Here is a 24,359-nt window from a genome sequence, read left to right as displayed (position 1 = left end):
GACGAAGAAAATACTACCCGGTCCCGGGGGGTGCTTCCGACCACTCCCCGGGAGGCCGGACGGTCTAGATCGTCAGGCTCAGCAGCACGGGAGCCGCGTTCCGGTTGAGGGTGTCGGCGGCCCGGCGCAGCCGGTGGGCGTGCTCCACCGGCAGGGACAGCGCCAGGCATCCCACTGCCGACCCGGCGGTGATCGGCACGGCCGCGCAGACCGTGCCGATCGCGTACTCCTGGAGGTCCAGGTGGGGCATGGTGGGCGGCTGGGACTCCAGCCGGGACAGCAGCAGCCGGTCACTGGTGATCGTGCGCGAGGTGAGCCTCGGCAGCTTGTGGCGGGCCAGATGGTCGCGCCGGCCGGCCGGGTCGAGCTGGCCGAGCAGGCTCTTGCCGATCGCGGTGGCGTGGGCCGAGGAGCGGAAGTCCACCCACTCGTGGACCACCGGCGTGGTCGGGCCGTCCGCGTACTGGGCGATCCTCACCTCGCCGTCGACGTATCGGCTGAGGTAGACGGCCGCGCCCACGGAGTCGCGCAGCCGGTCCAGCGTGCGCTGGATCTTGTCGCGCAGCGCCTTCTCGCGGCCCTGCGCGGAGCCGAGGCGACTGAGGGCGTCGCCGGAGATGTACGCCCCGTCGGTGATCTGCTCCACGTATCCCTCGCGGCGCAGCATCCTCAGGAGGGTGGTCAGCCGCTCCGGGTCGAGGTTGGTGTGCCGGACGAGCTCGGTGTCGTTGATTCCGGTCGTGTGCCGTGCCACGGTCTCCAGGACGCGCAAGGCGTCCTGGGCCGAGTGGTACGGCGCGGTCGGCTCGTGCTTCAGCGCCACGGTGTTCCCCCTGCGCTCGCTCGGTAGCTCCGCGACGCTCCGGTCTGTAAGCGTCGCTCTACAACTGGGCCGTAGTCCTGGACAGCGAATCCGTTCCACGATAACGGCCAAGAAGCGTGTTGTGAGCGGCTGTTGACGAGTTTCCGGAGGTCCGTGCACGGCTCCCAGCAGGAGCGCGGGACCTCTGGCATATGCCAGAGGCGTGCCCCGACGCTTCGACCTCGGAAGTTGAAATGGGTTCAACTTCCGAGGTCGAAAACCCGGGACCGGTCACAGCACCGCGCTGAGGAACTGCCGGGTGCGCTCGTGGTCCGGTTCGCTGAAGATCTTCTCCGGGGAGCCGGACTCGATCACCCGGCCCGCGTCGAACATCAGGACGTCGTCGGAGATGTCCCGCGCGAAGTTCATCTCGTGGGTGACGCACAGCATCGTGATGTCCGTGGTGTGCGCGATGTCGCGCAGCACGTCCAGCACCCCGGCCACCAGCTCCGGGTCGAGCGCGGAGGTCACCTCGTCCAACAGCAGCACCTGCGGGCGCATGGCGAGAGCGCGGGCGATGGCGACGCGCTGCTGCTGGCCGCCGGACAGCTGGGTCGGGTACTTGTCGGCGTGCTCGGTCAGCCCCACCAGCTCCAGCAGCTCCCGGGCCCGCGCCTCCGCCTCGTCCGCGGACAGGCCGAGGACGTGGACCGGGGCCTCGGTGATGTTCCGCATCACCTTCATGTTGGGGAACAGGTTGAACTGCTGGAACACCATGCCGATCTTCTTGCGGACCTCGCGCACGTGCTTCTCGCCGGCCGGGACGAGCGCGCCGCCGCGCTCCTCGTGCGTGAGGTAGTCGCCGTCGACCTTGATGGTGCCCTCGTCCGGCCTGGTCAGGGTCATCAGCAGCCGCAGGATCGTCGTCTTGCCCGATCCGGACGGGCCGATGAGGGTGACGTGCTTGCCGGAGGAGACCGTGAAGTCGAGGGAGTCGAGGACGGTGTTGCTGCCGAAGCGCTTGGTGACCTTGTCGAAGCGGATCAGCTCGCTGCCGTCCACCGCGGGGTTGGCCGCCGTCAGCGCGGCGCTTTCCTTCGAGAGGTTGCTGTCAGCGGACAAGACGACGCTCCAGGACTCGCAGGAGAAGGGATGCCGGGTAGGAGATGAGGATGAAGGCGATGCCGACGACCGTGATGGGCTCGACGGTGTGGAAGGTCTGGGCGGAGTACTGCCGCGCCTCGCCCAGCATCTCCAGCACACCGATCACGAAGATCATCGGCGTGTCCTTGAGCATCGCGACGACGTAGTTGCCGAGCGCCGGCGCGACACGCCTGATCGCCTGCGGCAGGATCACCGCGAACCAGGTGCGCGGGCGGGGCAGGCTCAGCGCGGTGGCCGCCTCCCACTGGCCCGCGGGCACGCCGTCGATGCCGGCGCGGTACACCTCGGCGGTGTACGTCGAGTAGTGCAGGCCCAGGCCGATCACACCGGTGGCGAGCGCCGAGAGCGTGAGACCCCACTCGGGCAGCACGTAGAAGAGGAAGAACAGCTGCACCAGCAGCGGGGTGTTGCGGACGAACTCGGTGACCGCCGTCACCGGCCAGCGCACCACGGCGTGCTCCGAGCGCTGCAGCACCGCCCACACCAGGCCCAGGGTGAAGGCGAGCAGGGCGCCGAGCGCCAGTGCCTCCAGGGTGACCAGCAGGCCGTGCCAGAACATCGGCATGAAGTCGCCGACGGCGTTCCAGTCCCAGGTCATCGGGCACCTCCCGCGGTGGTAGCGCCGGAGGACGCGAGCTCGTCGCCGCGGCCGCCGTTCATCCGAATCCGCAGGCCCTCGCGCTTGTGCGGGGCGCGGCCGACGCTCGCCTTGGCGTGCCGCTCCACCAGGCGCATGCCGCGCGTGAGGACGAACGCGAGCACGAAGTACATGACGAGGATGACCGTGTAGACGGGCGCGCTCTGGCCGGTGGCGTTGCGCACCAGCGAGGCGCCGAAGGCGATGTCGCCGACGCCCATGATCGACACCAGCGCGCTGCCCTTGAGCAGCTCGATGAGCAGGTTGTTGAACGGCGGGACCATCTCCGGCCAGGCCTGCGGCAGGATGATCTTGCGCAGCTGCTGGGCGGGCGTGAAGCTGAGCGCGACGCCCGCCTCGCGCTGGGCCGGTGCCACGGCCTGGACCGCGCCGCGTACGACCTCCGAGCCGTAGGCGCCGTAGCTCAGACCCAGGGCCAGCACGGCCGCCCACATCGGCACCAGCTGCCAGCCGAAGCCGATCGGCAGCACGAAGAAGATCCAGAACATCAGGATCAGCGCGGAGGTGCCGCGGAAGATCTCGAAGTAGGCGCCGGAGACGAAGCGCACGACCCACAGGCGGTGCGTGCGCGCCAGCCCGATGACGAAGGCCACCGCGGCGGCGAGCGCGGCGCTGAAGACGGTGAGCTGGACGGTGATCCACACGCCGTTGAGGAGGAGTTTCCACAAACCCCAGCTGATTTCGCTCATGGCTTGCACTTCTCCTCGGCGGTGATGGTCGTCATCTGGTCCTTCGTGAATCCGAAGGGCCGCATGACCTCCAGCAGTTCACCGCTGCGCTTCATCGTGCGCAGTTCGCGGTTGAAGGCGTCGCGGAGGTGGGTCTCCGGGCTGCGGAAGGCGAAGGCGCCGACGTCGATGACCGGTTTGCCGTCCATGTACGGGGTGACCTCCGGGGTCCCTTCCGCCTTCGTGGAGCCGGTCTCCTTCACGACGTTGCGCACGGTGACCGCCGTGCCGACGAAGACGTCGACGCGGCCCTGCTCGACCGCGAGGAGACCGGCCAGCTGGTCCGGCAGGGTCGTGATGTGCTCGACCCCCGCCTCCTTGGCGTAGTCGATCTCCGCGTAGCCGACGCCGGTGGCCATCCGGGCGCCCGTCCTGGCGATGTCCTTGTAGGTGCGCAGGTTCTTCGGGTTCCCCTTCGGCACGATGAAGGCGTCGCGCATCTGGTACTCGGGGTCGGCGAAGATGACCTGGCCGCAGCGCTCCGGCGTGATGTACATGCCCGCCGCGACACAGTCGAACTGAAGGGAGTTCAGGCCGCTGATGAGCGAGCCGAACTCCGTCGCGAACGGCTCGACCCGGTCGACGCCGAGCCGCTTGAAGATGCGCTCGGCGATGGCGGGCGCCGAGCCCGTCATCTTTCCGTCCTTGCCGATGTAGCCGTAGGGCTGTTCGCCCGCCAGGCCCAGCCGGACCACGCCTTTCGCCCGCAGCTGCTCCAGCAGATGGCCGCCGTCGCCGGTGTCTGCGGTCGCAACTCTGCTGCACGCGCTGGTCGTGCCCGCCACGCCGAGCGCCGCCACCCCCGCGAGCAGCGAGCGGCGCCGGATGCCTTTCACCTCGTCGGTTCTTATGTCGTCTGCTGGATTCTTCCCCTGTGGTGGAGCCATGGGCGCGCGCCTACCCAGGCCGATCGTGCCTATGCCGGCCGTTTGCGGCCGTTCACTGTGCGGGCAGCAACAGGGAAGGCAGAGGCCGACAGGAGGGCACATGGCCGACCGTCACATCGAAGTCTCCCTGGACAGGCGGGGCGTCAGCTGCACGGCGAGACTCCTCGACGAACGCGCGCCCCGCACCTGCGCCGCGGTGTGGGACGCCCTTCCCCTGGGCGGCGACGTCTACCACGCCAAGTACGCGCGCAACGAGATCTACGCCCTCTTCCCGCCGTTCGCCGACCGGGAGCCACCCCTGGAGAACCCGACGGTCACCCCCATCCCCGGCGACCTGTGCTACTTCTCCTTCGCGGGCACGGAACTGGGCACCAAGGCCTACGGCTACGACCGCGAGGTCCGCCCGGGCACGACGGTGGTCGACCTGGCCCTGTTCTACGAGCGCAACAACCTGCTGCTCAACGCCGACGTCGGCTGGGTGCCCGGCATCGTCTGGGGCCAGGTCGTCGAGGGCCTGGAGGCGATGGCCGAGGCCTGCAACGACCTGTGGCGCTCGGGAGCGGCGGGGGAGACGCTCAGCTTCCGGCGCCGCTGACCCAGGCCCCTCTGAGGGATCTCCGCGGCGTCGCGACGCCCGGCACACACGCTCGCCGCACGACGGTGAGGGCCAGGTGGCTCCGCCACACGACCCTCACCGCCGCACGCCGATCGCACGCACCGAACGCCGCTCCTTCCCCCACGGAGATCCATCAGAGGGGCCTGGCCTCGTAGAGCGCATGAGCCGCCCGCAGCACCAGGTCGTCCCGGTGCCGTGCGGCCACCAGCTGCAGGCCGATGGGCAGTCCGTCCGCGTCCGTGCCGACGGGCAGCGTCGCCGCCGGCTGCTGCGTCATGTTGAACGGGTACGTGAACGGCGTCCACCCGGTCCAGCGCCGGTGCCCCGAGCCCTTCGGCACCTCCGCGCCCGCCTCGAACGCCGTGATCGGCAGGGTGGGGGTGACGAGGAGGTCGTAGGACTCGTGGAAGCGGCCCATGCGGCGGCCCAGTTCCATGCGGACGTCCACCGCGGCCAGGTAGTCCAGCGCGGAGAACCGGGCCCCCGCCGCGCGGACCTCCTTCAGCCCCGGGTCCAGCGACTCCCGCTGCCGCGGGCCGAGTTGCGAGGTCACCCGGGCCGCCCCGGAGAACCACAGGGTGTGGAAGGCGTCCACCGGGTCGGCGAAGTCGGGGTCGGCCTCGGTGACGTACGCGCCGAGTTCCGCCATCCGCTCCACCCCGCGCCGCACCGCCGCGGCCACCGCCGGTTGCACGGCCACCTGTCCGCCGAGCGTCGGCGAGTACGCCACGCGGAGCCCCCGCACCCCGCCCGCAAGTCCCGCCGAGAACGACGCCGGGGCCGGCCCGAGCGCCGACCAGTCGCGGGGGTCCGGCGTCCCGATCACGTCGAGCAGCAGCGCCGCGTCCGCCGCGTCCCGGGTCATCGGGCCCACGTGCGCCAGCGTGCCGAAGGCGCTCGCGGGATAGAGCGGGACGCGGCCGTAGGTCGGCTTCAGCGCGAAGATCCCGCAGAAGGCCGCCGGGATGCGGACACTGCCGCCGCCGTCCGTGCCAAGGGCCAGCGGGCCCGCGCCGAGGGCCACCGCGGCCGCCGCGCCGCCGCTGGAGCCGCCGGCGGTACGGGCCGGGTCGTGCGGATTGCGGGTCACCCCGGACAGGGGCGAGTCGGTGACGCCCTTCCAGCCGAACTCCGGGGTCGTCGTCTTGCCCACGAACACCGCGCCGTGCTCGCGCAGCCGGGCGACGGACGGCGCGTCCTCGGCCCAACCACCCTGCTCCGAAACGGTTTTCGAGCCCCTCAGGGTGGGGGCGCCGCGCAGCAGGATGATGTCCTTCACCGTCGTCGGAACCCCGTCGAGCAGGCCCCTCGGCTCACCGCGCCGCCAGCGGTCCGTCGACTCCCGGGCCTGCGCCAGCGCCTGCTCGGGCAGCAGCCGTACGAACGCGTTCACCTCCGGCTGGATCCGCTCGGCCCGCTCCAGTACGGCCCGGGTGGCCTCCTCCGGACTGAACTCGCCCTTGCGATAGCCCTCCACGAGTCGTGCGGCGGTCAGTCCTGTGAGGTCGGGATCCGTCATCTGCCCTCCATGGCTCGGCGGTTCAGCGTCCCGGTACGTACCCGCGTTTCTTGTCGACCACGTTCAGCAGGGGTCTGCCCGCCTCCCAGCGCTCCCACAACTCCACGAACTGCGCACCGAGCTGATCGCGCCAGCCGACGGTGTCACCGCTCATGTGCGGGGACACGATCAGGCCCGGGACCTCCCACAACGGGCTGTCGGGCGCGAGGGGTTCGTGCTCGAAGACGTCCAGCGCGGCGCCCGCGATCCACCGCTTGGCCAGCGCCTCCGCCAGCGCGTCCTCGACCACCAGAGCGCCCCGCCCGATGTTGATGAACCGGGCCGAGGGCTGCATCACGTCGAACCGGCGCGCGTCGAACATGCCGTACGTCTGCTCGGTGAGCGGCGCCGCCGCGATCACCCAGTCGGCGCGGGCGATCAGCCGGTCGAGGTCCTCGGGGCCGTGGATGCCGGTGTGCGGGGTGCGCCCGACGATCGCCGTCGTCACGTCGAGCGCCTTCAGCAGCCGGGCGATCGTCCGGCCGATGGGCCCCGAGCCGACCACCACCGCGCGCGTGCCCGCCACCCGCTGGGTCTCCCGGTGCCGCCAGGTCCGCTCCCGCTGCAGCTCCCACGTCCGCGGCAACTCCTTCGCCATGGACAGCACGAGGGCGGCGACGTACTCCGCGATCGGCTGGTCGAAGACACCGCGGGCGTTGGTCACCACCGTGTCGGACGCGGCGAGTTCCGGACACATCAGATGGTCCACGCCCGCGCTCGCCGTGTGCACCCAGCGCGGCCGCGGGCCCTCGCCCGGCCAGGCGTCCCGCACCGCCGTGGAAGCGAAGTCCCAGACCAGCAGCACGTCCGCGTGCGGCAGCCGCTCGGCGAGCGTGGAGTCGTCGGCGTGCTCGACGCGGACCCGGCCGGTGAGCCTGCCGAGGCGGGGGAGGGGATCGGCGTCCAGGACCAGAAGGGTGGGGACAGTCATGCAGGAGGGCTCGATTCCGGTGGGTGGCGGCCGTCTGACATGCGAGGTTTGACCACGCTCGCACCCGAACCTACCTTCGTCAACACGGGCGTGCGCACGGTCCGTTGCCCACCCCTTTCCCTCAGTGAGGGCGGTGCCCGGCATGGATGTCTCCTTTCTCGGCGGACCGCGGCCGCAGCGCGGAGTCGGAGTCGTGGCACCCTTCGACTTCGCGCTGGACCGCGAGCTGTGGCGCTGGGTCCCCGACGACGTCTCCCTGCATCTGACGCGGACGCCGTACGTGCCGGTCGAGGTCAGTCTCGACCTGGCCCGGCTGGTCAGCGAGCACGAGACCCTGGACGACGCGGTGCGCACCCTGACCGCGATCTCGCCCGAGGTCGTCGCCTACGCCTGCACCTCGGGCAGCTTCGTCGGCGGGATCGCCGGCGAGCGGGCGATGTGCGCGGCGATGACCCGCGCCGGCGCGATGCCCTCGGTCACCACCTCGGGCGCGCTCCTGGAGGCGCTGGCGGCGCTCGGAGCGCACCGGGTGGCGCTGGTGACCCCGTACACCGTGTCGGTCACCCGCGCGCTGCGGGAGTACGTGGCCGAGGCGGGCGTCACCGTCGCCGGGTGCGCGTTCATGGGTCTGACCAGGCACATCTGGAAGGTGCCGTACCGCGAGGTGGCGGCCATGGCCCGCAAGGCCGTGCGCGGCGGCGGGCGGCGCGGCGCGGACGCGCTGTTCATCAGCTGCACCAACCTGCCGACCTACGACGTCATCCCGCAGCTGGAGGCTGAACTGCGCATGCCGGTGATCTCGGCCAACCAGGTGACGATGTGGGCGGCGCTCGCCCGAATGGGTACTCGGGCCATGGGCCCGTATCAGGCGCTGATCGATCCGGCGGCGCGCTCGGGCCCCGTACTGCCGGAACTTCCGGACGGTGAACAGCAGCAGGAAGGCATGGCATGACCGCACTCGGATTCCTCTACCCCGGCCACTCCGCCGAGGACGACTACCCGCGGATCGAGCAGCTGCTCGGCAGCGACATCCGCCTCGACCTCATCCACACCGAGATCGGCGAGGACGCGCACCGCGTGGACGCGCTGCGGCGGATGGGCTCGGCCGAGCGGCTCGCGGCGGGCGTCGAGGAACTGCGCATGGCGGGCGCCGAGTCCGTGGTCTGGGCCTGCACCAGCGGCAGCTTCGTCTACGGCTGGGAGGGTGCCCACGAGCAGGTGCGCGGCCTCGCCGTCGCGGCCGGGATGCCGGCCTCCTCGACGTCGTTCGCCTTCGTCAACGCGCTGCGCGAGATCAAGGCCCACCGGGTGGCGGTCGCCGCGACCTACCCCGAGGACGTGGCCGGCCTCTTCGCGGACTTCCTGCGGGCGGGCGGCTTCGAGGTGGCGCACGTCCACGGCGCCGGGATCGTCACGGCCGCCGAGGTCGGCACCTGGGGCGAGGCCGAGGTCCTGACGCTGGCCCGGGCCGCCGACCGCCCGGACGTCGACGCCCTGCTGCTGCCGGACACGGCCCTGCACACCGCGGCCCACGTCCAGGCCCTGGAGAAGGAGCTCGGCAAGCCGGTCCTCACCGCCAACCAGGTCACGGTCTGGGAGGGGCTGCGGCTGGCCGACCGGCGGGTGAACGCGCCGCGACTGGGGGCGCTGTTCACGAGGGAGCCGCTCGTGCAGGCCTGAGCGGCCGGTCGGGAATAAAACGGAGAGTGCCTCCTGTTACCCGCTCGCGCACCCCGCGTCGTACCGAACAGGAGGCATCCCCCGTGGTGGCAGACGAGATCCGAGGCGTGGTGCAGGGCACCGCCCCCGTCCCCCTCTCCGTGCTGGACCTGGTGACGGTGGGGGCCGGCAGTACCGCCACCGACGCCCTGCGCACCAGCGTCGACCTGGCCCGCTTCACGGAATCCCGCGGCTTCCACCGCTACTGGGTCGCCGAGCACCACTCCATGCCGGGCGTCGCCTCCTCCTCCCCGGCCGTGATCCTCGCCCACCTCGCCGCCCACACCGAGCGCATCCGCCTCGGCTCCGGCGGCGTCATGCTGCCCAACCACGCGCCCCTCGTCATCGCCGAGCAGTTCGGCACGCTGGAGGCCATGGCCCCCGGCCGCGTCGACCTCGGCCTCGGCCGCGCCCCCGGCACCGACGGCGCCACCGCGACCGCCCTGCGCCGCACCGACACCCTCAACGAGGGCGCCGACGACTTCCCCCAGCAGCTGCTGGAGCTCACCCGCTTCCTGGACGACGACTTCCCCGACGGCCACCCCTACCGCCGCATCCACGCGATCCCCGGCCCGATCCAGGGGAGCACGCCCGGCGGAATCCAGTCCCCGCACCGGCCCCCGGTCTGGCTGCTCGGCTCCTCCGGCTTCAGCGCCCGCCTCGCCGCCGCCCTCGGCCTGCCCTTCGCCTTCGCGCACCACTTCTCGGCGCAGAACACCGTCCCGGCGCTGGAGCTGTACCGCGAGTCCTTCCGGCCCTCCGAGGTCCTCGACGAGCCCTACGCCCTCATCGGCGTCTCCGCCCTCGCCACCGACGACGAGCACGAGGCGCGGCGCCAGACCCGCGCCATGGCGCTCAACATGATCCGTCTGCGCACCGGCCGCCCCGGTCTCTTCCCCGACCCCGAGGAGGCCGAGAAGCACGAATTCAGCCCGTACGAGGAGGAGTTCGTGCAGTCCTGGACCGCCAACATCGTGCACGGCTCGGCGGAGGAGGTGCGCTCCGGCCTGGACGCGCTGCAGAAGCGCACCGGCGCCGACGAGTTGATGCTCACCTCGCACGCCCACACCGGAAAGCTGCGCCTGCGCTCCTACGAACTGATCGCGGACGCCTACGGGTTGCCGACCGCGTAGGCCTGATCGCCCATCAACTCCGCGATCCGGCCAGGGGAGACCGGCCGTGAGTACAGCCAGCCCTGGCCGGTGTCGCACCCGATGCGGCGCAGCCGGGTGGCCTGTGCCGAGGTCTCCACGCACTCCGCGGTGACCGTCAGGCCCAGCCGGTGGGCGAGCTGGATCATCGCCTCCACGACCACCTCGTCGGCCGGGTTGGGCGGTACGGCCCCGTCCTTGTCGCTCTCGTACTGGAAGCCCCGTACGAAGGACCCGTCCAGCTTCAGGACCGACACCGGCAGCCGGCTGAGGTAGGCCAGGTTGGAGTAGCCGGTGCCGAAGTCGTCGATGGCGATGTGGACGCCCATGTCGCTGAGGGCCTGCAGCGCCTGCAACGGCCTGCCGGCCGAGCCCATCACGGCCGACTCCGTCAGCTCCAGCTGGAGCAGATCGGGCGCGAGGCCGGTCTCGGCCAGGGTCTGCGCCACGTCCGCCACCAGGTCGGAGTCCCACACCTGGCGCACGGCCACGTTGACGCTGACGAACAGCGGCGGCCGGTCCGGGTGGTCCAGCTGCCAGCGGCGCGCCTGACGGCAGGCGGTGCGCAGGGCCCAGCGGCCCAGCGGCACGATCGAGCCGTCCTCCTCGGCCAGTCCGATGAACCGATTCGGCGTCAGGACACCGAACTGCGGGTGGTTCCAGCGGACCAGGGCCTCCACGCCGCGCAGCCGGCCGTCCTCCATTCCCACCAGCGGCTGGTACTCCAGCACGAACTCGCCGCGATCGATGGCGGGCCGGAGGGTGGAGGCGAGGGCCTGGCGGGTCATGCGGTGGGCGTTGCGCTCGGGGTCGAAGAGCGTCCAGCGGGCCTTTCCGTCGGCCTTGGCCCAGTAAAGGGTGGTGTCGGCGGCCTGCATCAGGGCGGTCGGGGTGGTGCCGGCGGCATGCCGTTCGACGACGCCGATGGACGCCGAGACCGACAGCCGGCGGTCCGCGAGGTCGAAGGGCGCCTGGACGGCCTTGAGTACCGACTCGGCGAGCTCGGCCAGTTGGTCGGTGCCCGTCGAGTCCTCGACGAGCAGGGCGAACTCGTCGCCGCCCAGTCTCGCCACCAGCGGCGCGCTCGCTCTCGCGTACCCCGCCTCGTCGGCGCAGCGCGTGAGCCGCTCGGCCACGGCGGCCAGCAGCCGGTCGCCGACGCGGTGGCCGAGGGTGTCGTTGATCGCCTTGAAACCGTCGAGGTCCAGGTAGCACAGGCCGATCCGGCCGGTCCCGCCGTCCTCGTACGCCCCCGCCTCCAGCGCGGCCGTCAGCCGCTCGAAGAACAGGGTGCGGTTGGGCAGCCGGGTCACCGGGTCGTGCATCTGCAAGTGCCGCAGCCGGCCCTGGAGTTCACGTTGGGCGCTGATGTCGGTGACGGACAGCAGAAGGCCGTCGGCCGGCGCGGGCAGCGGGTGCACCGCGACCTGGGCCCAGACCGACTGCCCGTCGGGGTGCTTGAGCCGCCGGGTGCAGCGCAGCCGGGCCTCGCGGCCGCGCAGCACCTCGCGGTAGGCGTGCCAGGTCCGGGCGTCGGAGGCCAGGTCCACCAGGTCGGCCGCGATCCGGCCTACCAGAGTGGCGGGCGGGCTGCCGAGCAGTGCGCCGAGGCCGTCGTTGGCACTGACGACCAGTCCCTCGCGGTCGACCACCGCCATGGGGAGAGGAGCGTCCGTGAAGACGGACCGATAGATGTGGTCACTCTCTGTTGCGGCGCCCCGGTCGAGGTCTGCCGTGGGCGCCGGCCCTTCGGACGTTCCGCTCACCGCTAGCTCCCGCAGTGCACTCGATCCCTGTCCGTGCCGGAAAGTGTGCCGATCATAGAGGCAGACCCGGGGGCCTTCCACCCACTGTTCAGTGTCCCGGATCGGACACCCCTTCTGACAGATCGTTTCTGCCCGCAACTGGACGGGTTCTTCGGCCTCGGACCGGTTGTGACGTTCCGTGAGCGATTCGGGGGTGTCGGATCTGAGGGGGCGTCGGCTCCCTCACTCGTCTGGGGCAGACAAACAGGGCGTAGTACGACAAATTCACACAGGCTGGGTGCGGTGTCCCGTCAACCGCTCCCGGAGGTGCTTCGTGCTGCGTCAGTTTCCCCGCGCGCGCTTCAGGGGTCCCCGACTGCGCAGCACCGCCGCGGTGTGCACCACGCTGTCCGCGCTCGCCGCCACCTCCCTGATCACCGGGCCCTCGGTGGCCGAACCCTTCTCGGCCGGACCGTGCGCCCTGGAGCGCACCGCGGCCCACCACTCGGAGGGGGTGGACACCTGGAACGCCGCCTATCCGCGCCCCACCCGCCGGCTGGACGCGGTGCTGGTCTTCCTGTCCTTCCCGGACGCGGTCCCGCGCACCACCCCCGCCGAACTGACCGCCGACCACTTCCCGGAAACCAGCCGCTTCTACGAGCGCGCCTCCTACGGCCGGTTCACCCTGCGCCCGCATCCCCTGAAGCGGTGGATCCGGATGCCGAAGCCGTCGACGGCGTACGCCATACAGCGCGACTGGTCGCCCGCCGACCGGGCCGCCTACCTGCGCGACGCGCTCACCGCCGCCGACCCCCGGGTGGACTTCTCCCGCTACGACATCGTCTACTTCGTCGCCGACCCGGACGCGCCCGGCGTGGACTCGGACGCGACGAAGGTCGTCAACCTCGACACCCCGCTGCGGGCCGACGGCCGGGACATCCGGCGGGTCGTCACGGTGTTCGAGAAGCACCCGCCGGACCGGCTGGTTCTCGCCCATGAGACCGGCCATGTCTTCGACCTGCCCGACCTCTACCACCGCCCGGCCGACGGCAAGGGCGACTGGGACACCTATGTGGGCGACTGGGACCTGATGGGCAGCCAGTTCGCGCTGGCGCCGGATTTCCTCGGCTGGCACAAGTGGAAGCTGGGCTGGCTGCGGCCGCGGCAGGTGGTGTGTGTGCGGCGGACCACCCGGCTGACCCTGGAGCCGCTGAGCGCCGGGCCCGGGACGCCGGTCACGGGCGCGGCTGGGGCGCCCGCCTTCGGGCTCGGCGACGGGACCAAGCTGGCACTGGTGCGGACCGGTCCCGACAGCGTGCTCGCCTTCGAGGCGCGCGGCCCGGTCGGCAACGACGCCGGCGCCTGCCGCTCCGGCATCCTCGTCTACCGCGTCAACGGCGACACCGCCTCCGGCGACGGGCCCGTCCAGGTGATCGACGCCCACCCGCACACCGAGGCCTGCTGGGAGAACTCCGTCTACCCACCCCTCGCGGACGCCCCGGTCGCCCTCGGCGAGAACTTCACCGTGCCGGGCACGGGCGTACGGGTGGAGGCGGAGGACCGCACGGCGTCGGGGGCATGGACGGTGAAGATCACGCCGGGATGAGATCCCGGCCGGCGGCCACCCGGGCCGACGGAGCAGGGGGTGTGGGTGGCGGAGCCCCCACAGCGCGCGGCGCAGCCGCGCGGAAACGACGATGGCGAGGCCGGGTCGCGTTTCCGCGAACATGCCTCGCCATCGACAACGTGCGCCGCCAGGGACTCGAACCCCGGACCCGCTGATTAAGAGTCAGCTGCTCTAACCAACTGAGCTAGCGGCGCCTGCTGACGTCGTAGACCTTAGCATCCTGATCGGCGGACGACGAAATCGATATCCGCACCGCGGCGCGGGCCGCCCGGACCGCCGCCCACAGCACGGTCTCGGGGCCCGGCAGCCAGGGCCGGCGGGTGTCCGGAGCGACCAGCCAGCGGGAATCACCCGAGGTCGCGGGGGTGGCGGCGAGCAGGGCCGGGACGGTCACCGCGTCGCCCTTGCCGTGGCACAGCAGGGGCGGGATGGCGCCCGTACGGCCGAACTCCTCCCACCGCAGCAGCGAGGGCAGCCGCTGCGCCGTACCGGGCGCGGCGAACAGCAGCAGCCGGCCGCGGAATCCGGCCACCGGACCCGATCCCGGCCCCTCCTCCCACAGCCGGTCCACCATGCGGCGCCCGAACACCGCGGGCGCGCTGACGACGTCGAAGGCGGAGCCGCAGGGCAGCACGACCGGCGCCTCGGGGCGCTCCTCCCAGAGGGCGAGCATGCTCCGCGGATACGTTCCTGCCGAGGCGAGCCACGCTGCTCCGTCCGGGGTGGTGAGGTTGCTGGTCATGGCAACCAGATCTACCGGCTGTGAACACCGCGTCTCCGAGGGTTGCCGAAAACCGGGACACGGCGAGGGGGACCCGGGTATCTTGCCCGCCTGGCATATGCCAAAGCGAAGTGCGCCGTGTTCAGATCAGACCGGGTCCGCCGACCCGCGGCCCTCGGCGCCGCGCATCAGATCGCGCCCGAACTCGACCATCTTCTTGGCGTAGTCCTCGGTCCACTCGGACCGTTCCGCGATGTCGGCCGTCGTGAGCCGGTCGAACCGCCGCGGATCGGCGAGCTGCGCGGCCGCCATCGCCTGGAACTCCACCGCCCGGTCCGCCGCCGCGCGGAACGCGTGCGCCAGTTCGGTCGCGCGGGTCAGCAGCGCCTTGGGGTCGTCGATCGACTCCAGGTCGAAGAAGTGCTCCGGATCCGCGGCGGCCTCCGCGGGCTCGAAGAGCAGGGGCGCGGGGCGCAGCCGCGGTTCGTTCCGACGCGGCGTCTGCTCCGCCATGTCTTCTCCTCCTCGTAGGTCACGCTCGTCCGTCACGGCCCACCGGCCGTGCCTGGGCCACCGTCCATTGTCCCGCGGGTATGCAAGAGGGCGGTCGCCCGCGGCTCCGGCGATGTCAAGGCGTCCGGACCACCCGATGTTCCCGGCCCGCCCGGCGGCGGGGGGCCGTCACGGTGACCAGCCGACCCGGTGTTCCCGCAGCCGTGCCAGCACCGCGTGGTTCGCCTCCCAGCCGTCCGGGAACTTCACGAGCGTTCCCAGCTGGACCGGTTCCGTGGAGGGGTAGGCGTCCAGCAGTTCGCTCACTCCTGCCCGGCAGACCACGATGCACGCGTGCCGGTGCCGGGAGGCCAGCACGCACAGGCGGCCCGTCTCCAGGTGGAACGCGGTGGCGTCCGGGCGGCCGGAGAGGGGGTGCAGGACCACCGTGACGTCGTACTCGCGGCCCTGCAGCCGGTTCGCCGTGTCGACGGTGACGTCCGCGACGCCGAGTTCCGCCAGCGCCGCCCGGACCGCCGCCGCCTGGTCCCGGTGGGCGGTGCCGACGGCGATCCGGTCGGCCGTGAGCGGCGCCGCGTCCGGCGAGCGCTCCGACGTGGCCGCGCCGCCCCGGTCCAGCAGGCGCCGTACGACGGTGGCCACCGCGCGCACCGCCTCCGGGTCGGTGCGCGGGGTGTGCCGGGCCGGGAGTTCCAGCAGGCCCCAACCCGAGTGCGCCGCCTCGTCGATCACCCGGTCGGGGCCGGAGCCGTCCGAGGGGACGGCGAAGGCCAGGGACCGGTCCTGGTGAGCGGTGCCGCTGCGGAACGGCGTGTACGGGTAGAAGGCGTCGGAGACCAGCGGCGCGGCCGACGCGGGCAGCCGCCAGGAGACCGGCAGCCGGTGCTGCGGCAGTTCCGGGTTGTGCGCCAGCAGGGTGGTGACCGCCGAGGCCGAGGGGTCGTACGACAGCCCCGCCCACTGCTCGCCGCCCACGATGGAGAACGGGTCCAGCTGCCCCGGGTCGCCGACGAACAGCGCCCGCTCGAACAGCCCGGCGACGGCCAGCAGCGCGTCCGAGCGCATCTGGTACGCCTCGTCGACGATGGCGTGCCCCCACGGCGCGATGGTCTTCACGTGCGCCCATTTCGCCGCCGTGGAGATGACCACCGGAAGGCCGGTCAGGTCGCCCGCCTTCGCCGACTTGCGGACGTTCGGCAGATCGTCGAGCGCCTTGTCGTACGCGTCGGCGTCACTGCTGTGCAGCCGGCCCACCGGCAGCTCGGGGCTCTTCTCCGCCAGCCGCAGCACGAGGTCGTCGACCTGCGCGTTCGTCTGGGCGACGATCATCAACGGGAGTCCGGCGTCGGCCAGTTCGAGCGCCGCGCGCACCACCAGCGTGGACTTGCCGGCGCCGGGCGGCGAGTCCACCACCACGCCCCGGGCGGTGCCGTGCAGGGTGTCGTGGAGGATCGCGTCGGTGGCCTCGGCGGCCGCGGCGCCGGGGTCGAAGACGGTGGTCACAGGACGTCCTCCGCGGTCGTCGGGTCGGCCGCCTCCGCGACGGCCTCACCGGGCGGCCCGCCGTGTGTCCACGGCGTCTGCTCCGGGTCGGGCAGCTTCGGGCCGCCGCGCTGCTCGTGCTCGAAGAGGGTGAAGCAGAGCCGGTCGCCCTTCTCCGGCACGGAACCTGCCTCCGGCTCCTTGCCGCGGCCCATCTTGTCGAGGACGCGCAGCACCAGCAGGGCGCCGTCGCCGGGGGAGTCCTCCAGCCCCACGAACTCCGCCGTCTGCGGCTTGCCGCCGAGCGAGCGGTAGACCTTGGCGCGCTCGCCCAGATGCGGCCGGTCGTCCGTGCGCAGGGTCACCAGCGGGCGGGGGCTGGGCCGCTTGCTCTCGCTGTACGCCATCACGACCTCGATGACCTCGCCCGCGAACGCCTCCCCGGACAGCCGGCGCCCGGCCATCACCAGCGGGTCGTCGAGGGCCTCCTGGGCCTCCAGCCGGGCCTGCTCGCGCTCGCGGGAGGCCAGCTTGTTCGCGGCGGTCACCGCGTCGTCGCGGCGCGGCTGCGGCGGCTCGCCCGCGGCGATCCGGTCGCGGTGCGCGGTGAACGACCAGCGGTCGCGGGTCCACCGCTCCTCGACGTGCGCGCCGACGGGCAGCTCACGCAGCAGGTCGAGGCCCTGCCAGACCTTCTCCCAGGTGGGCAGGGTGCGGCTGAGCACCAGGTCGCGGATGCCGCGCTCGGCGGCCGTCAGCTCCCCGAGCCGGTCGTCCGCCTCCAGGCCGTCCTCGGCGGCGGCGAGAGCGGTACGCGCGCGGTCGTAGCGCTCGATGGCCGGGGCGAGCAGCTTGTTGTCGAACGCCGGGTCGGTGGCCGGGCCCGCGGGCGGGCACAGCAGCTGGCCCTTGGCGTCCCGGGCGAGCTCGGCGTCCAGCGCCGCCTCCGCGCCCGTCGAACCCTCCGGCGGGGCGATCCAGGCCAGCAGGGCGCCCAGGTGCTGGTCCTCCAGCGTGGACTGGCCGGTCGCCCAGTGCCGGGACAGGACGTCGGTCATGGCGAGCAGCAGCGAGGAGCCGGGCACCCGCGCCCGCTCCCCGAAGTGGGTCAGCCAGCGGCCGAGCAGCGGCACGCGCGGGGGCGCGGGATACGGCGTCTCCGGGTCCTGTTCCGCCGTACGCCGAAAGCGCATGGAGCGGCCCAGGAGCCGCAGGAAGTCGACGCCCGGGCGGCTGGGGACGATCAACTGCGGTGCGTCCGAGCACAGTTCGACCTCGACCTTGACCCGCTTGCCGGTCTCCGGGTCGGTCTCGTTGCGCTCGGCGGCCTCCACCTGCGCGGCGTAGGCGTCGATGTACGGCAGGACCACGTCGGCCAGCTCGGCGAGGAACGCGAACCGCAGGTCGCGGTCGCGCGGCTGCGGTACGACGAGCAGGCGCGGGGCGTCCCGGTCGGTGCCGACGAGGGCGCCGAGCGGGGCGCCGGCCTCGCCGGCGGTGGTGAGCGGGACCAGGACCAGGGGCCGCTCGGCGAGATGCCGGTGCCGCACGGTGGCGGCGGCCTGGGCGCGGCCGGTGGTGACGGCCTCCAGGCGGGCGAGGGTGGAGATCAGCGACATGGGGCGGCCTCCTGCCCCAGGGCCTCGGCCCGCAGCCGGGCGGCCCGGCGCAGCGCCGCCACCGCGGGGTCCTCGGGGTCGCCCGTCTCTCCGCGGGCCGCCGCCAGGACGTCCTCGACCGTGGTCAGGCCGCCCAGTTCGGCGCGGACCGAGCGGCCCAGGGCGGTCACCGCGCCGGCCTCGCGGGAGCGGGTGCGGCAGTGGAAGGCCAGTTCGCAGGCGGACAGGCACTCGGGGGCGTACGTGGCCGGGACCGACTCCACGGCGGACATCAGCTCGGCGGCGGGCAGTTCGGGAGAGAAGCAGGTGCCCTCGGGCAGCGCGGCGGCGATGTCCTGCACGCGCGTGAGGCGGGCCAGCTGCCGGCCGGTGACGGCACGCTGCTTGCGGACGTCGACGGCGGAGGCGGTGGGGAGGTTGGAGAAGTCCTTGGGGCACACGAGGAGAACGCGGTGCCGGACGACCGGAGCGGGATCGAGCCGGGCGGCGACCTCCTCCAGCGCCAGGACGTACACCGCCGCCTGCCGGGCCGCCGCGCCGACCTTCGCCGGGTCCGCCGAACCGTCCAGCATCGGGAAGGACTTGATCTCCACGACCGTCCAGCGGCCGTCGGGGTGGACCACCACGGCGTCCGGTTCCAGGAAGGCGGGGGAGCCGGCCACGTCCAGAGCCAGCATCGGGTGGTCGAGCAGTGTCCAGGTGCCGGCCGCGGCGGTCGCCTCGCGCAGGGCGAGGGCGGTGCGCGCCGCCCGCCCCTCGGGACCGGCCGCGGACAGGTCGGGCACCTGAGCGCCGGTGGGCGGCTCGGCGCCGCGGTCCAGCTTCTCGTGCACCAGCCGCAGCAGTTCCGCGCCGCCGTCCGCCTTGACCTTCGCCTCGAAGGCGTTGCCCCGGGTGAGGGCGAACTGCGACTGCCCGAAGGCCGACGGCGAGCCCAGCGCGCCCGCCAGTGCCGCCTTGTTCACCCCGGCGCCGTCCAGGATCGCGCGCCGACTGCAGCCCGGGTTGGCGGCGAGGGCGGCCAGGGCGCGTGCGTCCAGCGCCTTGGCCGGGACACCCGGGCCGCGCAGCTCAGCGAGCCGCTGCCGCAGCGCCTTCCCCTGCGTCCTTGGGGGAGGCACTCGGCTCGCCTCTCGGTCCGGACCCGGCGAGGGGCTCGTGCTGCCGTGGAAATCGCTCACCCGCGGAAGTCTGGCATCCGCCACTGACAATTGAGGAACCTGAGGCACCGGAGGGCTGCGAGCCGAAGGAGAGCAGCGCCCGCAGCCGGTCCACGGCGCCCATGACGTACGGCGTCAGGAACAGGCCGACGCCCATCACGGCCGCGCCCGCCACCGCGTCCAGGAAGTAGTGGTTCGCGGTGCCCATGACCACGATCGTGGTCAGCAGCGGATAGGCCACGGCGGCCACCTTGGTCGTACGCGTCCTGCCGTACCGCCACAGCATGACCCCGCACCACAGGGCCCAGCCCACATGCAGGCTCGGCATGGCCGCGTACTGGTTCGTCATGCCCCCGAGTCCCTTCGGGGCGCTGGCCGCGCCTCCCCACCAGCCGTACGAGCTGTACTGGGCCATCGTGTCCACGAAGCCGTGGCCGGCCGACAGCAGGCGGGGCGGGCAGGTCGGCAGCAACGTGAAGCCGATCAGGCCCATGAAGGTGGACGTCATCAGCCAGGTGCGGGCCGCCCGGTAGTGCACGGCCCGATACCGGAACAGCCATATCAGGATCGCCGGTGTGACCAGGTAGTGCAGCGAGGCGTACCAGAAGTCGGCCGGGACGCCGAGCCACGCCTCGCGCGTGAAGAGCCGGTTGAGCGGGTGCTCGGCGTTGAGGTGCAGGAACTTCTCGACGCGCAGGATCGCCAGGCCGTGGTCGACCGCCCCGGCCGTGTCACCGCGCACGACGAGCCGGCCCGCCGAGTAGCAGGCGTACACCAGGACGATCAACGGCAGCTCGGTCCACCAGCGCAGGCGCGTGCGCGGGGCTGCTGCCTCGATGCCCGGTGTCGTCTCGGTCTTCGGCATCCGATCGCCTCCCCCTTCATTCTCGCGCGGCACCTGGTGATCGGGTCGTGCCACTTTACGGTGTACGCGCGCCGCCCCGCAGGGCGCCCCCGGCCCTCAAAGACGCAGAGATCGACCGCCGGGTTGCCCCCGCACGGGGTGCGGGATGATGGAACGGTTCCGCCTGCGATTTCTTCCGGAAGGGTTTCCCGCTCATGGCACCGCGCATCCTGCTGGCCCGGCACGGACAGACCGAGTGGTCACTGTCCGGAAAGCACACCGGCAGGACCGACGTCCCGCTCCTGGAGGAGGGCCGCCGGGGCGCGAAGCTGCTCGGCGAGCGCCTGCACCGGGCGCCGTTCGAGGGCCTGCCCGGGGTGGAGGTGCGCACCAGCCCGCTGGCACGCGCGCGTGAGACGTGCGACCTCGCCGGGTTCGGTGAGCGGGCGGCCGTCTGGGACGCGCTCATGGAGTGGGACTACGGGGCCTACGAGGGCATGACGCCGGACGAGATCCAGGCCGTGCGGCCCGGCTGGCTGATCTGGCGGGACGGGGTGCCCGAGGGGGAGTCGCTCTCCGAGGTGACCGCCCGGGCCGACGAGGTGGTGGCCTGGGCGCGCTCGGCCGACCGGGACGTGCTGGTGTTCGCGCACGGGCACATCCTGCGGTCGATCGGGGCGCGCTGGCTCGGCCTGCCGATCGACTTCGCGGCGCGCATCAGGCTCAACCCGACGTCGCTGTCGGTCCTGGGGTGGGCCTACGGGGAGCCGGCCATCGAGAGCTGGAACGACTCGGGCCACCAGCCCTAGGGCGCGCCGGTGTCCTCATGCCGTGCGTGGCACCGAGGCGTGTCGCTCCAGGAACTCCGAGACCCCCGTCGCCCGCCGGTGCGGCAGCAGTACCCTCGCCGTCCCCGCGAGCATCGTCTGGACCCGGGACGACTGCACCTGGTCCAGCAGGTCCAGCACCCGCGTCCCCGCGTCCGCCGCCTCGTCCGGGCGGCCCCCGCGCGCGAGGTCGTCCGCCAGTTCCGCCGTGTACAGGGCGATGTTGCGGGTGAAGTGCGGGTCCTGAAGGTGTGCGGCGCGGCGCGCGTGCCGGGCGGCGCGCGGCCAGTCGCCCAGCGTCGACCAGCACTGCGCCTCCAAACCCTCCAGCTCGGCCTCCCCGTAGAAGCTCATCCACTCGGGGTCGGCGTCCGAGGGGCCCCGCTCGAAGAGGACCTGCGCGCGGGCGAGCGCCTGTTCGCAGCCGGTGCGGTCGGCGAGCCCCGCCCAGCCGCCCGCCTCGCGCAGCGCGAGCAGCGACATCAGGCGGTCGGACCCCAGGCCGCGGCCCACGCGCTGCGCGGCCTGTGCCGCCCGCACCGCCTCGCGCGGCCGCCCCGCGTCGCGCGCGAGGAAGGCGGTGTTGCAGAAGGCGTGCGCCTCCAGCCCGTCGTCGCCGGTCATCCGGGCGGTCGCGAGGGCTTCCGCGTAGTGCGAGCGGGCGTCGTCGAGGCGCCCCGAGTCGTGCGCCAGCCAGCCCACCGAGATGGCGAGTTCACCGGCGCCCGAGTGCAGCCGGTCGGCGGTCGTCTGCCGGGTCGCGCCGGCGTCCAGCAGTGCGTAGGCGGCGCGCAGCGGAAGCGACGCCCGCCGGTAGAGGCCGTCCGCGCCGTGCCGGTCGTCCAGCAGCCGGATCCTGCGGACCGCCTCCTCCAACGCGTGCGCGTGGCTGGTCCCGGCGCGGTGGACGGGCCGCCCCGCCGCTGCGGCGTCGAAGGCGAGCCCGATGGGGCCCAGCGTGGCCGCGGCCACGGTGGCGCCGCCGGTCATGAATGCGCGACGCAGCACGTCGCTCTCCTCGAAGTCGTCGTACATCTCGTGGTGCGGTGTGTCATACGGCGCCCGCGCCCCCGGAGTCTCACCGATCGCCCCCGCCCGGCTCGTCGGCGGAGCGGGCGGCGCGTCCTCGTCGGTGTGCGCCCGCCGCCCGCGTACGGACGACCGGGGAGCGAAGCCCAGGTCGGTGAGCGTGCGGCCGGGGAACATGTGCAGGAACACCCGCTCGTAGGCGTAGTTGGGGCAGCGGATCTCGCCCGCCTCCACGCGGCCCACGTAGCGCGCGTCGCAGCTGACCCGCTCCCCGATCTCCCGCGCGGCCCGCCGTACCGCCGCGGCGAACTCGGCCGGTGAGCGCCGGCCGCGCAGCCGGCGGAAGGCGGCATTGGGCCGTGCCGGCCGGGCGGGCATGGGCTGGGACGAAGTCACCTTTGACGACGCCATGGCCGGGTCCTCTCGTGCGAACCGTCGAACCATGCCGGGTTTGAGGTCGGTTGATCCGTGAAACCCCGTTTCCGGCGGGCAAGAACGTACCCGCTGTGCCGGACCCGCCACGCAGGGTTTGCCTACAAACCGGATATCTCATCCCGGATCTGCCATGAACTGCCATCCTTTGTGGCGCATTTCCGCCGTAGCCGTTGACGCGTGCCCGCGTTGAACCCGGTGGACCGGGAGCCGCCCGACTCCCGAGCCGCTTCGTTCAAGGAGGGGTTCCGTGGTGGAGGCCGGGATGAAGACGACGCCGATGACGACGGCGGGGCACGCCCCGACCCCGGACCACAGCCCGCCGCCCCTGCCCGAGGGCCCCTGCGATCTCGTCACCGTGCCGGCCCGGCAGGGGCTGGAGGCCGTCGACATCCTGCGCCGCGGGGCCGGCGACGCCGTCGGGCCCGTCCTGCACGACGACGGCTGCGACACCCTCGGCTTCCTGGTCCCGCCCGGCACGGCCGCCGCCTGGGACGTGCCGGGCAGTACGTGCACGCAGACCGACGGGCGGCGGATGAGCCTGGCCCCCGAGCCGCTCGCCGAGGGGTCCGACTGGCTGCTGCCCCCCGGCGACGTCGACCTCGCGACCGATCCGGCGGTGCTGCGGGCGGCGCTCGGCGAGGCGGCCCGGCTGATCGAGGCCGCCGACAACTGCCGCTGACACCGGTCCGGGCGGGCGGGGCGGCCCCGGGGTGCCGATAATGGCGCAATGGGAAAGTCCAGGAGTCCGCGGCGCGGCGGTGCCGGTGCCGAAGCCGTCGTCGAGGCCGTCGACGGGGGACTCGCCGAGCTCATACCCGACCGGGACCGGGTGCGCGCCTGGACGCTGCTGATCGACGGGGCGCCGCAGTCGCACGTCGATCTCGACGACCCCACCCACCTCTCCTTCGAGTACCAGCGCCGCCTCGGCCACGTCATCGACCTCGCCGCCCCGGCCGGAAGACCCGTGCACGCCGTGCACCTCGGCGGGGGCGCCCTGACCCTCGCCCGCTACGTCGCCGCCACCCGCCCCCGCTCCACCCAGCAGGTCGTCGAGCGCGACGCCGCCCTCGTCCAACTGGTGCGCAGATGCCTGCCGTTGGACCAGAACGCCCGGATCCGGGTGCGTTCCGCGGACGCCCGCGAAGGGCTCGCCAAGGTCCTCGACGGCTGGGCCGACCTCGTCGTCGCGGACGTCTTCAGCGGCGCCCGCACGCCCGCCCACCTGAACTCGACGGAGTTCCTGGACGACGTACGCCGCGTCCTCAGGCCGGGCGGGACGTATGCCGCCAACCTCGCCGACGGCCCGCCGCTGGCCCACCTGCGCGGCCAGATCGCCACCGCCGCCGCCCGCTTCCCCGAACTCGCGCTGATCGCCGACCCGGCCGTGCTGCGCGGCAAGCGCTTCGGCAACGCCGTCCTCGTCGCCTGCGACACCCCGCTGCCGGTCGCCGAACTCACCCGCCGCGCCGCCTCCGACCCGCACCCGGCCCGCGTCGAACACGGCCGCGCCCTGCTGGACTTCACCGGCGGCGCGCTCCCCGTCACCGACGCCGAGGCGACGGCGTCCCCCGCCCCGCCCCCCTCCGTCTTCCGCTAGCTCCGGCTAGTAGTTGCCCACGTCCACGTGCGGCGGTCCGTCGTGCCAGGCGCAGATCACCGACACCTTGTCCGTGCCCGAGGTGAACTCCACCCGGATCCACGTGTCCGTCTTCCACGTCTGCATCGACCAGCCGGTGGCCGGGGCCGCCATGACGAGCGTCGCGGAGGCCGGAGCGAGGTCGAACACCACCCGGCCGCCGGCGGTGTCATAGCTCTTCACCTGGCCGGACGCGCTGTGCGACGGCTTGGGGGACGGTGTCTTCGAGGGCGCCGGCGCCGAGGTCGCGGACGGCTTCGGCGACGCGCTGCGCCTCGGCTTCGGGGAGGGCCGCCTCGTCGACGACGCCAGTGGCTTCGACTCCTGCGTGGTCGCGTCGGCCGCCGTGATGGGCAGGGCGCGCGGCGGGTCGTAGGCCGTGCCCGCCATCACCGTGTGGACGCCCCACCACGACAGCGTGACCGCCGCGCCCGTGGCGAGCGACCAAGCCAGTACGTGTACGAGTCCTCTGCGCATCGCGGTCATACTGCCTCACGCGCCCCACGG

The 24,359-nt window shown here is 72.8% G+C and carries 24 protein-coding genes and 1 tRNA gene; 8 read left to right on the top strand and 17 right to left on the bottom strand.

Annotated features, from left to right (window positions below):
• Positions 1-64: 64 nt before the first annotated feature.
• The 5 genes from LN251_RS09210 to ehuB all read right to left on the bottom strand — a co-directional run bounded on the left by LN251_RS09210 (position 65) and on the right by ehuB (position 4,239).
• A complete protein-coding gene (locus tag LN251_RS09210) occupies positions 65-823 on the bottom strand; it encodes an IclR family transcriptional regulator (RefSeq protein WP_458243975.1) in 759 nt (252 codons plus the stop codon).
• A 270-nt stretch (positions 824-1,093) separates the two neighbouring features.
• A complete protein-coding gene (ehuA, locus tag LN251_RS09205) occupies positions 1,094-1,864 on the bottom strand; it encodes an ectoine/hydroxyectoine ABC transporter ATP-binding protein EhuA (protein ID WP_458244157.1) in 771 nt (256 codons plus the stop codon).
• A 49-nt stretch (positions 1,865-1,913) separates the two neighbouring features.
• Complete coding sequence (ehuD, locus tag LN251_RS09200) at positions 1,914-2,564, bottom strand: ectoine/hydroxyectoine ABC transporter permease subunit EhuD (RefSeq protein ID WP_458243974.1); 651 nt, start codon at positions 2,562-2,564, stop codon at positions 1,914-1,916.
• Positions 2,561-3,313: an ectoine/hydroxyectoine ABC transporter permease subunit EhuC gene (gene ehuC / locus LN251_RS09195; RefSeq protein ID WP_458243973.1), complete on the bottom strand. Its 753-nt coding sequence runs from the start codon at positions 3,311-3,313 to the stop codon at positions 2,561-2,563. The genes ehuD and ehuC overlap by 4 nt, the downstream gene beginning before the upstream one ends.
• Complete coding sequence (gene ehuB, locus LN251_RS09190) at positions 3,310-4,239, bottom strand: ectoine/hydroxyectoine ABC transporter substrate-binding protein EhuB (RefSeq protein WP_458243972.1); 930 nt, start codon at positions 4,237-4,239, stop codon at positions 3,310-3,312. Before ehuB ends, ehuC begins: the two co-directional genes overlap by 4 nt.
• Before the next feature lie 100 nt (positions 4,240-4,339).
• Here ehuB and LN251_RS09185 point away from each other — a divergent pair, with 100 nt between their 5' ends.
• Positions 4,340-4,834 carry a DUF3830 family protein gene (locus LN251_RS09185; RefSeq protein ID WP_458243971.1) on the top strand — a complete coding sequence of 165 codons (495 nt, stop codon included), beginning with the start codon at positions 4,340-4,342 and terminating at the stop codon, positions 4,832-4,834.
• 154 nt (positions 4,835-4,988) lie between these two features.
• Here the strand turns inward: LN251_RS09185 and LN251_RS09180 are convergent, their stop codons facing one another.
• Entirely contained in the window at positions 4,989-6,374 is a 1,386-nt protein-coding gene (locus LN251_RS09180; RefSeq protein ID WP_458243970.1) for an amidase, read from the bottom strand.
• A 22-nt stretch (positions 6,375-6,396) separates the two neighbouring features.
• Positions 6,397-7,344, bottom strand: coding sequence for a D-2-hydroxyacid dehydrogenase (locus LN251_RS09175; RefSeq protein WP_458243969.1), 948 nt, complete (start codon positions 7,342-7,344; stop codon positions 6,397-6,399).
• Between the two features lie 142 nt (positions 7,345-7,486).
• On the opposite strand from LN251_RS09175, the gene LN251_RS09170 reads away from it, so the two are divergent.
• The 3 genes from LN251_RS09170 to LN251_RS09160 all read left to right on the top strand — a co-directional run bounded on the left by LN251_RS09170 (position 7,487) and on the right by LN251_RS09160 (position 10,196).
• Positions 7,487-8,296: a maleate cis-trans isomerase family protein gene (locus LN251_RS09170; RefSeq protein WP_458243968.1), complete on the top strand. Its 810-nt coding sequence runs from the start codon at positions 7,487-7,489 to the stop codon at positions 8,294-8,296.
• Positions 8,293-9,024, top strand: a complete 732-nt coding sequence (locus LN251_RS09165; RefSeq protein WP_458243967.1) for a maleate cis-trans isomerase family protein — start codon at positions 8,293-8,295, stop codon at positions 9,022-9,024. Before LN251_RS09170 ends, LN251_RS09165 begins: the two co-directional genes overlap by 4 nt.
• Positions 9,025-9,107: 83 nt before the next feature.
• On the top strand, positions 9,108-10,196 hold the full coding sequence (locus LN251_RS09160) for an LLM class flavin-dependent oxidoreductase (protein ID WP_458243966.1): 1,089 nt from the start codon (positions 9,108-9,110) through the stop codon (positions 10,194-10,196).
• Here the strand turns inward: LN251_RS09160 and LN251_RS09155 are convergent.
• Positions 10,175-11,980, bottom strand: a complete 1,806-nt coding sequence (locus tag LN251_RS09155; protein ID WP_458243965.1) for a putative bifunctional diguanylate cyclase/phosphodiesterase — start codon at positions 11,978-11,980, stop codon at positions 10,175-10,177. The two genes, LN251_RS09160 and LN251_RS09155, sit on opposite strands and share 22 nt — an antisense overlap.
• 313 nt (positions 11,981-12,293) lie before the next feature.
• On the opposite strand from LN251_RS09155, the gene LN251_RS09150 reads away from it, so the two are divergent.
• Positions 12,294-13,565, top strand: coding sequence for a M6 family metalloprotease domain-containing protein (locus LN251_RS09150; protein WP_458243964.1), 1,272 nt, complete (start codon positions 12,294-12,296; stop codon positions 13,563-13,565).
• Between the two features lie 141 nt (positions 13,566-13,706).
• Here LN251_RS09150 and LN251_RS09145 read toward each other — a convergent pair.
• From LN251_RS09145 to LN251_RS09115, 7 genes are all read right to left on the bottom strand, one after another.
• Positions 13,707-13,780 (bottom strand) — tRNA-Lys (locus tag LN251_RS09145).
• The gene (locus LN251_RS09140) at positions 13,771-14,328 is read right to left on the bottom strand and encodes a bifunctional DNA primase/polymerase (protein WP_458243963.1); all 558 of its coding nucleotides are present in this window, start codon (positions 14,326-14,328) and stop codon (positions 13,771-13,773) included. Before LN251_RS09140 ends, LN251_RS09145 begins: the two co-directional genes overlap by 10 nt.
• 126 nt (positions 14,329-14,454) lie before the next feature.
• Positions 14,455-14,820 (bottom strand): hypothetical protein, encoded by a 366-nt coding sequence (locus LN251_RS09135; protein WP_458243962.1) that lies wholly within the window; start codon positions 14,818-14,820, stop codon positions 14,455-14,457.
• A gap of 168 nt (positions 14,821-14,988) precedes the next feature.
• The gene (locus tag LN251_RS09130) at positions 14,989-16,323 is read right to left on the bottom strand and encodes an AAA domain-containing protein (RefSeq protein WP_458243961.1); all 1,335 of its coding nucleotides are present in this window, start codon (positions 16,321-16,323) and stop codon (positions 14,989-14,991) included.
• Positions 16,320-17,921, bottom strand: coding sequence for a hypothetical protein (locus LN251_RS09125; RefSeq protein WP_458243960.1), 1,602 nt, complete (start codon positions 17,919-17,921; stop codon positions 16,320-16,322). Before LN251_RS09125 ends, LN251_RS09130 begins: the two co-directional genes overlap by 4 nt.
• On the bottom strand, positions 17,912-19,042 hold the full coding sequence (locus LN251_RS09120) for a hypothetical protein (protein ID WP_458243959.1): 1,131 nt from the start codon (positions 19,040-19,042) through the stop codon (positions 17,912-17,914). Before LN251_RS09120 ends, LN251_RS09125 begins: the two co-directional genes overlap by 10 nt.
• Positions 18,993-19,946: a phosphatase PAP2 family protein gene (locus tag LN251_RS09115; protein ID WP_458243958.1), complete on the bottom strand. Its 954-nt coding sequence runs from the start codon at positions 19,944-19,946 to the stop codon at positions 18,993-18,995. The genes LN251_RS09120 and LN251_RS09115 overlap by 50 nt, the downstream gene beginning before the upstream one ends.
• 194 nt (positions 19,947-20,140) lie before the next feature.
• Here LN251_RS09115 and LN251_RS09110 point away from each other — a divergent pair, with 194 nt between their 5' ends.
• A complete protein-coding gene (locus LN251_RS09110; RefSeq protein ID WP_458243957.1) occupies positions 20,141-20,734 on the top strand; it encodes a histidine phosphatase family protein in 594 nt (197 codons plus the stop codon).
• Positions 20,735-20,749: 15 nt separating this feature from the next.
• On the opposite strand, the gene LN251_RS09105 is transcribed toward LN251_RS09110, so the two are convergent.
• On the bottom strand, positions 20,750-22,192 hold the full coding sequence (locus LN251_RS09105) for a hypothetical protein (RefSeq protein ID WP_458243956.1): 1,443 nt from the start codon (positions 22,190-22,192) through the stop codon (positions 20,750-20,752).
• A 271-nt stretch (positions 22,193-22,463) separates the two neighbouring features.
• Here LN251_RS09105 and LN251_RS09100 point away from each other — a divergent pair, with 271 nt between their 5' ends.
• Together LN251_RS09100 and LN251_RS09095 are read left to right on the top strand one after the other, a co-directional pair.
• Positions 22,464-22,895: a hypothetical protein gene (locus tag LN251_RS09100; protein WP_458243955.1), complete on the top strand. Its 432-nt coding sequence runs from the start codon at positions 22,464-22,466 to the stop codon at positions 22,893-22,895.
• 48 nt (positions 22,896-22,943) lie between these two features.
• A complete protein-coding gene (locus LN251_RS09095; RefSeq protein WP_458243954.1) occupies positions 22,944-23,813 on the top strand; it encodes a spermidine synthase in 870 nt (289 codons plus the stop codon).
• 6 nt (positions 23,814-23,819) lie between these two features.
• On the opposite strand, the gene LN251_RS09090 is transcribed toward LN251_RS09095, so the two are convergent.
• Positions 23,820-24,329, bottom strand: coding sequence for a hypothetical protein (locus tag LN251_RS09090; RefSeq protein ID WP_458243953.1), 510 nt, complete (start codon positions 24,327-24,329; stop codon positions 23,820-23,822).
• Between the last annotated feature and the right edge of the window lie 30 nt (positions 24,330-24,359).

The organism is Streptomyces sp. MAI_2237 (assembly GCF_054189285.1).
Note: the sequence above shows the minus strand (reverse complement) of the source record. Positions and strands in the feature narration are given on the sequence as shown.